This window comes from Pseudomonas sp. I3-I5 (assembly GCF_022699445.1).
Lineage (GTDB): Bacteria > Pseudomonadota > Gammaproteobacteria > Pseudomonadales > Pseudomonadaceae > Aquipseudomonas > Aquipseudomonas fulva.
This window is the reverse complement of the sequence record NZ_CP093940.1, coordinates 1203693-1216074: the sequence shown is the minus strand read 5'-3', so window position 1 is coordinate 1216074 and position 12382 is coordinate 1203693. Positions and strand designations below refer to the sequence as shown.

General features: G+C 62.9%; 14 protein-coding genes. 8 read left to right on the top strand and 6 right to left on the bottom strand.

Going from position 1 to position 12382, the window contains the following annotated elements:
• Positions 1-32 precede the first annotated feature (32 nt).
• From MOP87_RS05450 to MOP87_RS05430, 5 genes are all read left to right on the top strand, one after another.
• Positions 33-623, top strand: a complete 591-nt coding sequence (locus MOP87_RS05450) for a cysteine hydrolase family protein (RefSeq protein ID WP_028687832.1) — start codon at positions 33-35, stop codon at positions 621-623.
• A gap of 81 nt (positions 624-704) precedes the next feature.
• Complete coding sequence (locus MOP87_RS05445) at positions 705-1025, top strand: hypothetical protein (protein ID WP_027914296.1); 321 nt, start codon at positions 705-707, stop codon at positions 1023-1025.
• Positions 1026-1272: 247 nt separating this feature from the next.
• Positions 1273-1833: a Smr/MutS family protein gene (locus MOP87_RS05440; protein WP_023535332.1), complete on the top strand. Its 561-nt coding sequence runs from the start codon at positions 1273-1275 to the stop codon at positions 1831-1833.
• Positions 1834-1902: 69 nt separating this feature from the next.
• Positions 1903-2448, top strand: a complete 546-nt coding sequence (gene folE, locus MOP87_RS05435; RefSeq protein ID WP_023535356.1) for a GTP cyclohydrolase I FolE — start codon at positions 1903-1905, stop codon at positions 2446-2448.
• Between the two features lie 61 nt (positions 2449-2509).
• Positions 2510-2881 (top strand): glutaredoxin, encoded by a 372-nt coding sequence (locus MOP87_RS05430; protein ID WP_140174576.1) that lies wholly within the window; start codon positions 2510-2512, stop codon positions 2879-2881.
• Between the two features lie 69 nt (positions 2882-2950).
• Here MOP87_RS05430 and MOP87_RS05425 read toward each other — a convergent pair whose 3' ends face one another.
• Positions 2951-3553, bottom strand: a complete 603-nt coding sequence (locus MOP87_RS05425) for a glutathione S-transferase family protein (RefSeq protein ID WP_028687830.1) — start codon at positions 3551-3553, stop codon at positions 2951-2953.
• A 145-nt stretch (positions 3554-3698) separates the two neighbouring features.
• Here MOP87_RS05425 and MOP87_RS05420 point away from each other — a divergent pair, with 145 nt between their 5' ends.
• Positions 3699-4889: a benzoate/H(+) symporter BenE family transporter gene (locus tag MOP87_RS05420; RefSeq protein ID WP_027914294.1), complete on the top strand. Its 1191-nt coding sequence runs from the start codon at positions 3699-3701 to the stop codon at positions 4887-4889.
• 54 nt (positions 4890-4943) lie between these two features.
• Here the strand turns inward: MOP87_RS05420 and MOP87_RS05415 are convergent, their stop codons facing one another.
• From MOP87_RS05415 to MOP87_RS05405, 3 genes are all read right to left on the bottom strand, one after another.
• Complete coding sequence (locus tag MOP87_RS05415; protein WP_242810210.1) at positions 4944-6884, bottom strand: methyl-accepting chemotaxis protein; 1941 nt, start codon at positions 6882-6884, stop codon at positions 4944-4946.
• A 495-nt stretch (positions 6885-7379) separates the two neighbouring features.
• Positions 7380-8327 (bottom strand): IS110 family transposase, encoded by a 948-nt coding sequence (locus tag MOP87_RS05410; protein WP_059183221.1) that lies wholly within the window; start codon positions 8325-8327, stop codon positions 7380-7382.
• A gap of 349 nt (positions 8328-8676) precedes the next feature.
• Positions 8677-9438 carry an SDR family oxidoreductase gene (locus MOP87_RS05405; RefSeq protein ID WP_027914292.1) on the bottom strand — a complete coding sequence of 254 codons (762 nt, stop codon included), beginning with the start codon at positions 9436-9438 and terminating at the stop codon, positions 8677-8679.
• Positions 9439-9613: 175 nt separating this feature from the next.
• On the opposite strand from MOP87_RS05405, the gene MOP87_RS05400 reads away from it, so the two are divergent.
• The gene (locus tag MOP87_RS05400) at positions 9614-10615 is read left to right on the top strand and encodes an NADP-dependent oxidoreductase (RefSeq protein WP_110606695.1); all 1002 of its coding nucleotides are present in this window, start codon (positions 9614-9616) and stop codon (positions 10613-10615) included.
• Between the two features lie 69 nt (positions 10616-10684).
• On the opposite strand, the gene pyrF is transcribed toward MOP87_RS05400, so the two are convergent.
• Positions 10685-11386, bottom strand: coding sequence for an orotidine-5'-phosphate decarboxylase (pyrF, locus tag MOP87_RS05395; protein ID WP_027914290.1), 702 nt, complete (start codon positions 11384-11386; stop codon positions 10685-10687).
• Between the two features lie 216 nt (positions 11387-11602).
• Here pyrF and MOP87_RS05390 point away from each other — a divergent pair, with 216 nt between their 5' ends.
• On the top strand, positions 11603-11770 hold the full coding sequence (locus MOP87_RS05390; protein ID WP_023535343.1) for a DUF2897 family protein: 168 nt from the start codon (positions 11603-11605) through the stop codon (positions 11768-11770).
• Between the two features lie 55 nt (positions 11771-11825).
• Here MOP87_RS05390 and MOP87_RS05385 read toward each other — a convergent pair whose 3' ends face one another.
• Positions 11826-12161, bottom strand: coding sequence for a helix-hairpin-helix domain-containing protein (locus MOP87_RS05385; protein WP_049696396.1), 336 nt, complete (start codon positions 12159-12161; stop codon positions 11826-11828).
• Between the last annotated feature and the right edge of the window lie 221 nt (positions 12162-12382).

Here is a 12382-nt window from a genome sequence, read left to right as displayed (position 1 = left end):
GCGTACAAAAGCCCTATACCAAGGAGCCCTTGATGTCCGTTCCAACCACGATGTTCCGCCTCACTGGCCGCGATTACCCGCCGGCCAAGCTGAGCCAAGCCAGCCTGATCATCATTGATGCGCAGAAGGAGTACCTGACCGGGCCCCTGGCGCTGTCGGGCATGGATGAGGCCGTGGCCAACATCGCCAGGTTGCTCGACGCCGCGCGCAAGGGCGGCCGTCCGATCATCCATGTTCGCCATCTGGGCACCGTTGGCGGGCGCTTCGACCCCCAGGGCCCTGCAGGTCAGTTCATTCCGGGGCTCGAACCGCTGGAAGGCGAGACCGTGATCGAAAAACGCATGCCCAATGCCTTCAAGAACACCAAGCTGCACGAGACGTTGCAAGCACTCGGCCATCTCGACCTGATCGTCTGCGGCTTCATGAGCCACTCCAGCGTCAGCACCACCGTGCGCCGTGCCAAGGACTATGGTTACCGGTGCACCCTGGTGGAAGACGCGTCGGCCACTCGCGACCTGGCTTTCAACAATGAGGTGATTCCAGCGGCGCAGATCCACCGATGTGAAATGGCCGTGATGGCCGACAACTTCGCCTGCGTGGCGCCGACGTCCAGCCTGATCTGATCCGATCAGGAGGGTGGCGGCAGGCAGGAACCCGAGGTGTGTTTGTGGGTCCAAGGGCCCAGACCCCTACAGGAGAGCAGGATGAAGCTTAAAGGCAGTATCGACGCCAAGCGCCTGCGCCCGCGCCAACCGCGCAGCTGGGGCGCACGCCTGGGTGCTGCGCTTGCCGCGCTGCTGGCCACCCTCGGTGTGTTACTGGCCATGGCCGGCGTGGCCGGGCTGCTGGGCAACTACCCTGCCCTGGCCGAACTCAACGCCAACAAGCCGCTTGCCGCCACCTTGACGGTGGTGGGGCTGCTGATGCTGTGGCTTGGCGTACGCTTCTGGCGCCTGAGCCGCATTCGCATGCGCCGTGCTCGGGAGCTGAACATGTCGCCCCACTTGATGAAGAAGCATGAGTGAGGTTCCTGCAACCGCAGCCCCCCTGTAGGAGCGGCCTAGTGCCGCGATGGGGCGCGCAGCGGCCCCAGGATTTCAGCTTGGCCGCCTAGATCGCCGGGGCCGCTGCGCGTCCCATCGCGGCACTAGGCCGCTCCTATATTAGCTCACCGTCCCCCTTAGTAGCCCACCGTCCCCCTTCCCCGCCCGACCACCATGGCTGCACACCGCCGCGCACTCGCGTAAACTATGCCGCCCACGCGGAGGCATCATGCAAGACGACGATTTTTCCCTGTTCAAGGCCGAAGTGCGCGGCGTCAAGCCGATCACGCACGACCGTGCCGAGGTCGGCAAGCCCAAGGCCGATCGCCAGAAACTGGCCGGCCTGCGCCAGTCGGCGACCGTGTCCAGCGACAAGGCATTGGTCATCGATGGCATGTCCGACCAGTTCGTCATCGACGTGGGCGCCGAAGACGAACTGATGTGGCGCCGTGACGGTGTTCAGGAAACCCAGCTGCGCAAGCTCAAGCTTGGGCAGATACCGTTCGAAGGCAGCCTGGACCTACACGGCATGACCGTGGAAAAGGCGCGCGAGACGCTTTGGGATTTCATCGCCGAGGCGACGCGCCTTGAAGTACGCTGCGTGCGGGTCACCCACGGCAAGGCGGCACGCCTGGACGGCAAGCGCCCCATGATCAAGAGCCACGTCAACACCTGGCTGCGCCAGCACCCGCAAGTGCTCGGCTTTGCCTCCTGCAGTGCCCGCCACGGTGGCACCGGCGCGGTCTATGTGATGCTCAAACGAACCATGCTCGAAGGCCGCGACGAGTAACGCCGCGCTTGCAGCGCCGCCCTTGCCGCCGTAACCTTCGTTTTTGCGATTTTTCCCACAGGTAGATCCATGTCCCTGGAACAGAACTACACCGAGATCCTCAGCCAGATTGGCGAGGACGTCTCCCGTGAGGGCCTGCTCGACACGCCCAAGCGGGCTGCAAAGGCGATGAAGTATCTTTGCCGCGGTTATGAGCAAACACTGGAAGAAGTGACCAACAACGCGTTGTTCAGTTCCGACAACAGCGAAATGGTGCTGGTCCGGGACATCGAGCTGTATTCGATGTGCGAGCACCACATGTTGCCCTTCATCGGCAAGGCCCACGTGGCCTACTTGCCCAAGGGCAAGGTGCTGGGCCTGTCGAAAGTGGCGCGTATCGTCGACATGTACGCCCGCCGCCTGCAGATTCAGGAAAACCTCAGCCGCCAGATCGCCGATGCCGTGCAGCAGGTGACCGGTGCCGCCGGCGTTGCCGTGGTCATCGAGGCCAAGCACATGTGCATGATGATGCGCGGTGTGGAGAAGCAGAATTCGAGCATGATCACGTCGGTGATGCTGGGTGAGTTCCGCGCCAACGCGGCCACCCGCAGCGAGTTCCTCAGCCTGATCAAGTAACCGGCTGCGTCACCCAGGCCGACCCCTGCCGGTCGGCCTTTTTCATTTCAGGAGTTTGTACATGATCGTCAAAGCCCTGCGGGTTGGCCTCGGCCAGCTTATCGTATTCGGCGACTGGGCCAGCCGCCCGGCCAAGCGCAAGCGCGACCCGGCGGCCCAGGCCCGCGTGGACGAGGCGGCCAAGGGCCTGGCGCTCTACCAGTTCCATGCCTGCCCGTTCTGCGTCAAGACCCGCCGCACCTTGCACCGCCTGAACGTGCCGGTGGCGTTGCGCGATGCCAAGAACGACCCTGTGCACCGCCAGGCCTTGGAACAAGGCGGTGGCCGGATAAAGGTGCCCTGCCTGCGCATCGAGGAAGCGGGCAAGGTGACCTGGATGTATGAGTCCAAGACCATCATTGCTTACCTGGATGAGCGGTTTGGCAAGGGTTGATTCAGCGGTGGCGGGTGCAGCCTTGGCACCCGCCAGCGAGCGAGGTCGCTCCTACATGTTGCTCGTGAATCAGCCCACCATCGGCACATGCCGCGGATGGCTGCTCACCCTCTCCAGCCAGGCACGCACGGCCGGGTAGTCCGCCAGGTCGAAACCGCCTTGCTGTGCCACATGGGTGTAGGCATACAACGCCACATCGGCGATGGAATACTGGTCACCCACCAGGTACGGCGTGACCTGCAACTGCCGCTCCATCACACGCAGCGCCTTGTACCCGCCCTTGTGCAACTTGCGGTACTCCTCCACGCGATCATCCGGCAGCCCCAGGTAGAACTGGATGAAGCGGGCCACGGCGATATACGGCTCATGGCTGTATTGCTCGAAGAACTGCCACTGCAAGACCTGGGTGCGCAGGCGCGGCTCGGCGGGCAGGAACTCGCTGCCGTCGGCCAGGTAGTTGAGGATGGCATTGGATTCCCACAGGTAACTACCGTCCTCAAGTTGCAACACCGGCACCTTGCCGTTGGGGTTCATGGCCAGGAACTCGGGCGTCTCGGTCTCGCCCTTGAGAATGTCCACGGCGTGCCACTCGTAGGGCCGCCCCAACAGGCTGAGCATCAACTTGACCTTGTAGCAGTTACCCGATTGATAATCGCCGTAAACCTTGTACATCACCCCTACCCCTGCAATGCCGTCATACCAGAGCGCCTGATAGTTAACGACTGTACGGTTAAAAGCAATGATCGCTGTATCGCTGCTGTCACCTCGCCTGGCGTTAGTCTGAAAACCACGGCGTACACCCATACAAGGATTTTTCATGACCGATGCCACTTCCGCTCGCCTTCGCCCCCTGGCAGATACCTCGCCCTCGGCGGTGGTCGCAGGCTTCATCGCCATGCTCACCGGCTACACCTCCTCGCTGGTGCTGATGTTTCAGGCCGGGCAAGCGGCTGGCCTGACCACCGCGCAGATATCATCGTGGATCTGGGCGCTCTCGATCGGCATGGCGGTCTGCAGCATCGGCCTGTCCCTGCGCTACCGCACGCCCGTGACCGTGGCCTGGTCCACGCCCGGCGCGGCGCTGCTGATCACCAGCCTGGGCGGGGTGAGCTACGGGGAGGCGATCGGGGCCTACATCACCTGTGCTGCGCTGGTGCTGATCTGTGGGCTGACCGGCAGCTTCGAGCGCCTGGTCAAGCGGATTCCTGCCTCGCTGGCATCGGCGCTGCTGGCAGGCATCCTGTTCAAGATCGGCAGCGAAATCTTCGTCGCCGCCCAGCACCGCACCTTGCTGGTGCTGGGCATGTTCTTCAGCTACCTGTTGGTCAAGCGCCTGTCCCCGCGCTACTGCGTACTGGCCGCTCTACTGGTGGGCACGGCCCTGTCCGGTGCCTTGGGGCTGCTGGACTTCAGCGGCTTCGCCCTGGAAATGGCAACGCCGGTATGGACCACGCCGCACTTTTCGCTGGCAGCCACCATCAGCATCGGCATTCCGCTGTTCGTGGTGGCAATGACCTCGCAGAACATGCCGGGCATTGCCGTGCTGCGGGCAGACGGTTATCAGGTGCCGGCCTCTGCGTTGATTTCAACCACCGGCCTGGCTTCGTTGCTGCTGGCCCCGTTCGGCTCGCACGGGGTGAACCTGGCAGCCATCAGCGCGGCCATCTGCACCGGGCCGCATGCCCATGAAGACCCGAGCAAGCGCTACACCGCGGCCGTGTGGTGCGGCGTGTTCTACGGTGTAGCCGGCGTGTTCGGAGCGACCCTGGCAGCGCTGTTCGCGGCCTTGCCCAAGGAACTGGTGCTGTCGATCGCGGCACTGGCCCTGTTTGGCTCGATCATGAATGGCCTGACGGTAGCCATGAGTGAAGCGCGCGAGCGTGAAGCGGCCGTCATCACCTTCATGGTCACGGCCTCGGGGCTTACGCTGTTCTCCATCGGTTCGGCCTTCTGGGGCATCGTGGCCGGTGTACTGGCCCTGCTGATCCTGAACCCACGCAAGGCGTAAGACACCCGCCCATGGCAGGCTCCTCGCCGGCGGAGCCCTGCCAGGGCGGCGCCATCACAGCCTGAAGTGCCCCACCATGCCCTTGAGGTCGGTGCCGAACTGCGCCAGCTCGACGCTGGACCGGGCGCTGTCCTGCATGGCCAACGCAGCCTGGTCGGCACTGCCACGAATTTGCGTGACGCTGCGGCTGATTTCTTCGGCGACCGAGCTTTGCTGTTCGGCGGCGGCGGCGATCTGCTGGTTCATCTGCTGAATCAACGACACCGCTGCGGCAATACTGCCCAATGCGCTTTCGGTGTGCAGGGCATCGGCCACGGCCAGGCGCACCAGCTCCGTGCTGCCGCGAATCTGCGCGACGGACTGCTGCGCATTGCCGCGCAGGCTGGCCACAAGGGTTTCGATCTGCTCGGTGGACTGGCGCGTGCGCCTGGCCAGTGCACGCACCTCGTCGGCCACCACTGCAAAGCCGCGCCCCTGCTCGCCGGCCCGGGCCGCTTCGATGGCCGCGTTGAGGGCCAGCAGGTTGGTTTGCTCGGCCACGCTCTTGATGACTTCGAGCACATCGCCAATGGTATGGATTTCAGAGCTGAGGCTCTCGATGCCCGCGCTGGCGGTTTCGGCTGCGGCGGCCAACTGCTCGATGCGCTGCATGCTCTGGCGCACCACATGCTGCCCCGAATCGACCTTCTCGTCCGCAGCCTGCGCCGCTTGCGCGGCTTCCTCGGCGTTGCGCGCCACATCGTGCACGGTAGCCGTCATCTGTTGCATCGCCGTGGCCACTTGTTCGGTCTCTTCCTTCTGGCTGCCGACTTCGCGGTTGGTCTGCTCGGTCACGGCCGACAGCGCCTGGGCGTTGCCGGCCAACTGCTCGATGCCTTGCTGCAAACCGCTGACGATGCCTGACAGGCCGGCGGCCATCTGCTGCATGGCCTGCATCAGTTGCCCCACTTCATCGCGGCGCGGGGCGACAGGCTCGAATGCCAGTTCGCCGTCGGCAATGCGCTGTGCACGGGCAATCACATGCTTGAGCGGGCCAACCACGGCGCGGGTGATCAGCCAGGCGGCCAGCACGCCCACCAGCAAGGCCAGCGCGGTGGCGATGGCGATGGCCACCGTGTTGCGCTGCAAGTCGCCTTGCAGCACGTGCTCTTCGGTGAGGTAGGCCTGATCGACGCGACTTGTGACGTGTTCGGCGGAAGCCTGCAACTGCGCCTTGAGGCCTTGTTCGCTGGCCAGTTGGTCGGTGTATTCGTTGAGTTTTTCGGAGAAGCTGCCAATGTGCCCCGCCACCTCGTTGAGTACGCTCTGGTAGCCACTGTCGGTGACAGCCGCTTGTAACTGGCCCACAAGGCTGGCGGCCTCGACCGTTTGCGCGATGCGCGCCTGGCTGACGTCGTCTTCGCCCTTGCGGCTTTTCTCAAGGCGCACTCGGGCTTCATCCATGGCCTGGAGCATCAACCGCGAGACCTGGGCCACTTGCGCGGCCTGCTCCAGGAACTCACCGCCCTGCTGGCCTTGTGATTGCTTGAGGGTATACACCCCGTCATCAGCCAGGCCGGATTGCAGCACGTCGAGGTTGTTGGCAACGCTTGAGACCGACCAGCTGGCGGTATCGAGCGCCAGTTCCTTGGCCTGCACCGCGCCGACGAACGCTTCGAATGCCTGGCCATAGGCGGCCAGCTCGGGCTCGGCTGCGGCCAGGGCCGGCAGTGCACGAGCGCGCTCGACCAACCCTTGCAAGCCGGCGCGCAAGGCTTCGGCTTGCTTGATGTCGGAGCGCAGTGCAAATGCCTGTTCGTGCTGGCGCAGACGCAACAGGTCGGTATTGAATTGTGCCAGCGCGCGCAGGCTGTCAAAGCGTTGCCCGACACTGTGCAACGCCCCGATACCGATGGCAGCCACCGCCAGGGTCAGCAGCAACACCAGGGTGAAGCCCAGCGCGAGTTTGCGCGCCATGCCCAGGTTGGCCAACACACCGTGCTTGCTCGCGCCCATGCCGATTCCCCTTGTGGGTGTCAGGTTATCCCGAACGCCAAGGGTGGCAACGTTGCCAACCCCTGAACAAGGGCCTGACGTCAGAATAGTGTCAAATAGCTATGAGTATGTCGGTAATGGGTTTGTAGGAGTCGTCCTACGTATGAAAGGCAGGGATGGGTGGCCGGATGTTGTCTGGCAACGACGGTGGTTGGTGGAGGGACATGGTGGCGGCACGCTGGGGGTGCGCGAGGGATGAAGATTTGCGGCTCGGGGCGGAGAACTTGGGGCCGCTGCGCAGCCCATCGCGGCACAAAGACCGCTCCCACAAAAGTGCAATCTACAGGCTACTGAGCCCCGTGTGGGAGCAACTGTCTTGCCCGATTTATTTAAAATCTAGCCCGCCCCCCAGGGGGCGCGCTTGTCGCGCGGCCACGGGCGAAGCCCGTGCCATCCAGCGCGGTATTGGATTGATGGGCAAGCCCGCTCCTGTATGAGTTACGTCGGCTTCCTGCTCTAGGTCCGCATAGGCTGTGGCAAGACCAGATCAAGCCAAGGCTTGCCCGTCCTTAGCATGGCATTGAGCCGTACGATCAATACCCGCATACAGGCTACGAGGGCGACCTTGGCAACTTTTCCGCGTCCGCGCAGCGCCTCATAACGAGCCTTGAGTGCTGGGTTGTACTTTATCGCCACAAGGCATGACATATACAACGATCGCCTGGCCTCAAACCGCCCGCCCGAGATAGAGCGTTTGCCCACGGATTTTCCGCTGTCGTGGTTAAAAGGCGCCACCCCGACCAACGAGGCTATTTCTTTGGACTCTACACGCCCCAGTTCTGGCAGAAGTGTTATCAGCTTGCCCGCCGTTACCAGCCCAATGCCTTTGACCTGGACCAGCTGAGTAACCCGTTCATCTTTCAGGGCTTCCGTTTGCTGGCTGATCGCTTGCTCAATCAGCTTGATCTGCGACTTGAAGTGCTGAAGGTTGGCTTTCAGAAAGTCGGACACCGCGCTGAACTGCGCCTGTTTCAGGCGCCTGCGGTCGTCATCACGCTGCTGAACCAGCCGATCACGTTGCTGCAGCAATTCTCGCAACAGCGCACGCTCCGGGCTGATCCGCAGGGTGGGCTGGTCTGGAATGACCTCAGCGTAGTGGGCCAGTACTTCGGCATCGATGGCGTCGGTCTTGGCTTTGACTCCGATGGATTCTGCGAACGCTCGGGCTCGCCTGGGATTGACGCGTATGACCTTGTAGCCCGCGTCCTGCAAGAACCTCAGGATATTACGCTCATAGCCACCTGTGGCCTCCAGCAGAACACGCTTTATGCTGAGACCGCAAAGGCCATCGAGCAACGCTTCGAATCCCGCCGGATCATTGCTTACATGAAGTCTGGTGCCCTGAGGCCGTACCGCAGCATCAAGCGAAAGACTAGAAACATCGATACCCAGGTAGGAAACCATCGCCTAAATCTCCTAAACTCAACACTGTGAGAGGACTTTGGCTTGGCCCACGCTTGTGATTCGAGATCAGAGCCGCGTCCAACTGTTCGGGCTCTCGCCAAAGTGGAACGGTGAATGGCAGCTTGTGCTCCCACTCGTGCTCAAGGCACCTGCGGCCTTCAGCTTGCCATTCACCGCTCTCACTCCAGATTCTAATCTCTAATCAAGACACAAGCGGCCTTGCCGGGGCGCCGGACCGGCCGCGATGGGGCGCGCAGCGGCCCCAGGATGTCAGCGTGATAATGCATCTTCAGGACCAGCGCTCAACCCCTGGCAGCCTTTGGGCTTCATCCACCACAACCTCACCGATTCAAATTGCCGTGGCCCCTCCATCCACCGTCAGACAATGCCCAGTGGTAAACGCCGCACCATCGCTGCACAGGTACAACACCGCACTGGCGATTTCGGCCACGGTGCCGATGCGCCCTACCGGGTGCATGGCGGCGGCGAACTCGGCTTTGCGGGGGTCGGCTTCATAGGCACGGCGGAACATGTCCGTATCGATCACGGCCGGGCACACGGCATTGACCCTGATGCCCTTGCGGGCATATTCGATGGCGGCAGACTTGGTCAGCCCGATCACGGCATGCTTGGACGCACTGTAGATGCTCATCTTCGGCGCTGCGCCCAACCCCGCCACCGAGGCGGTATTGACGATAGCGCCGCCGCCCTGGGCCAGCAGTAGCGGCAGCTGGTATTTCATGCACAGCCACACACCTTTGACGTTCACGCCCATGATGGCGTCGAACTGCGCCTCGCTGCCGTCGGCCAGCTTGCCCTGCTCGATCTCGATGCCCGCATTGTTGAAGGCATAGTCCAGCCGGCCATAGGCGGCGACCAGGTGCTCGTGCAGCTGGCGGACCTGGTCTTCGCGGGTCACGTCGCAGGCGATGAACAACGCCTCGCCACCTGCGGCCCGAATCTGCCCGACCGTTTCCTCGCCGCCCACGGCGTCCAGGTCGGCGACCACCACCTTCAGGCCCTCGCCGGCAAAGGCCAGCGCCGTTGCCCGGCCGATGCCCGCCCCGCCCCCGGTGACCAGTGCTACCTGGCCCGAAAAACTCATGCTCATGCCGCGCTCCTGTCAGGGCCTGTGAGGCACACGAGCATAGCCAGCCGCTGGTAAGGCCGCAGCATCATCACATGGACATTTATAGGACCATGCTTGTCAGTGATGTTGAGGACCTGCTTTCATCAACAAGGTAGATTTATCCTCTTGTGCACATTCCATTCTTCAAGGACCCGTCATGACCCAGACCAATCGCCGCTTCCTGCTCGTCAAACGCCCGGTCGGGGCGGTAACGCGTGAAGACTTCACGTTCGAGACCCTGCCTGCCGAACAACCCGGTGAAGGGCAAGTGATGGTGCGCAACCTGTACCTTTCCCTGGACCCGGCCATGCGCGGCTGGATGAACGAGGGCAAGTCCTACATCCCGCCGGTTGCCTTGGGGCAGGTGATGCGTGCCCTGGGCGTGGGCGAAGTGGTTGCGTCCAACCACCCGGACTTCAAGCCTGGCGACCATGTGAACGGCGCATTGGGCGTGCAGGATTACTTCACCGGCGAGCCCCAGAACCTGCAGAAAATCGACCCGAGCCTTGCGCCCCTCCCCCGCTACCTGTCGGCCTTGGGCATGACCGGCATGACGGCGTACTTTGCCTTGCTGGAAGTGGGCCAGCCTAAAGCCGGCGACACCGTGGTGATCTCCGGCGCCGCGGGTGCGGTGGGCAGCATTGCGGGGCAGATCGCCAAGATCAAGGGCTGCCGCGTCGTGGGTATCGCGGGCGGTGCCGAGAAATGCCAGTACCTCAAGGATGAACTGGGCTTTGACGGCGTCATCGACTACAAGGCCGAGGACGTACAGGCAGGCCTTAAGCGCGAATGCCCGAAAGGCGTTGACGTGTACTTCGACAACGTCGGGGGCGAGATTCTGGATGCGGTGCTGACGCGCATCAACTTCAAGGCGCGCATCGTGATCTGCGGTGCGATCAGCCAGTACAACAACAAGGAAGCGGTCAAAGGCCCGGCCAACTACCTGGCGCTGCTGGTGAACCGTGCGCGCATGGAGGGCTTCGTGGTGATGGACCACGCCAAGGACTACGGCAAAGCGGCCAAGGAAATGGCCGGCTGGCTGGCCAATGGGCAGGTCAAGAGCAAGGAAGACGTGGTGGACGGCCTGGAAACCTTCCCAGACACCCTGTTGAAACTGTTCAACGGGCAGAACTTCGGCAAGCTGGTGTTGAAGGTGTAATGACTGACTGGACGCACGCCTTTCAGGTCCCGATCCGATGACGGTGCCTGAAAGGCGTGCGGCTCAGGCTCAGCCGCGAATCTCGGCCACTACCGCTGCCAACGCTTGGGCCGGGTCGGCGGCCTGGCTGATGGGGCGGCCGATTACCAGGTAGTCCGAGCCGGCGTCCAGGGCCTGACGCGGCGTGAGGATGCGACGTTGGTCATCCTGGGCGCTGCCTGCCGGGCGAATGCCGGGGGTGACGAGCTGCAGGCCAGGGTGAGCGGCCTTGAGCGCCGGGGCCTCCAGCGCCGAGCACACCAGCCCGTCCATACCGGCCTTTTCGGCCAGCGCCGCCAGGCGCAGCACCTGTTCTTGCGGGTCTACATCCAGGCCGATACCGGCCAGGTCTTCGCGCTCCATGCTGGTGAGCACGGTCACGCCGATCAGCAGAGGTTGCGGGCCGCTGCGCTTGGCCAGTTCTTCACGGCAAGCAGCCATCATGCGCAAGCCGCCGGAGCAATGCACGTTGACCATCCATACGCCCATCTCGGCAGCGGCCTTGACGGCCATGGCCGTGGTGTTGGGGATGTCGTGGAATTTCAGGTCCAGGAACACTTCGAAGCCTTTGTCACACAGGGTTTCGACAATGCCCGACGCGCTGCTGGTGAACAGCTCCTTGCCCACCTTGACGCGGCACAGCGCAGGGTCCAGCTGGTCAGCCAGCTTCAGGGCGGCTTCGCGGGTAGGGAAGTCCAGGGCGACGATCAGGGGCGTCTGGCAAGCAGGCATGGCAGGGTCTCTTGGCAAGTCGGAAACGGCGCGCATTGTAAACGATGTGACGCAGGCTGGGGGGGCCGCTGGCCCAGGAATTGGTCAGACGGTGGGCCAGGATGTGGGCCGGTGGGTGCTGGGCCTGCGTGAGGCGCCGTACCATTGAACCAACGAAGCGGCGCCTGGCTCAAAACAGGTGAGCAAGCCGCTTACATTCGCAACAGGAGAAGGAAAATGCCTTGGTATGCCTGGCTGATACTCATCGTTGCCATTGGCTCGATCGTCGGCGGTTTGATGATGCTGCGCGATACGGCCAAGAAGCTGCCGTTGACTGACGAGCAGTTGCGCAAGGTTCATGAACGCAACGCCGAGGCCGATGCCCGGGATGCTCAAGACCGCTGAATGCGGTTGATGGCCTTTCAATGAGCGGGCCTGTCGAAGGCCCGCCCCTCTGTACTTATTGCACTTTCAGCTTGTCGCGGTTGCGTTCTAGCAGCGCATTGCCGATGCCTTTTATCTCGAGCAGTTCATCGACCGACGCGAATGGCCCGTGGGCTTCGCGGTAGGCGACGATTGCCTCGGCCTTTGCCTTGCCGATGCCGTTGAGTTCTTTCTGGAGCGTCAGGGCATCTGCGCTGTTGAGGTCGACCAGCGGGGTTGCTGACTGGCTTGCCTGGGCGACCATCGCCATGGGTTCGACCATGGTCGTGGCATTGGTCGGTGCTGCGTTTACGGTGAATGAAAGGCTGGCGATGAGTGGGAGCAGCAGCGCGGTGAGCAGGTTTTTACGCATGATGAATACTCCTAGGGTTGGTCGTTTCTGGCAGCCTGTTCCTTGGGCTGCGGGGTTAACCCTAGCGCTGGAGGTGGGGGGTGGGACAGGGTTGGGAGTGGGGTAATGGTTACTGGATTGGTCGGGAGTGGGCTTAGGGTGGGGGGTGGTTGGAGAGGTGGTTTTGCCTGGGTTGGCCGGGGCGTGCAGGGTTTATGGGCAGGGGGATGACCGATGGAGAA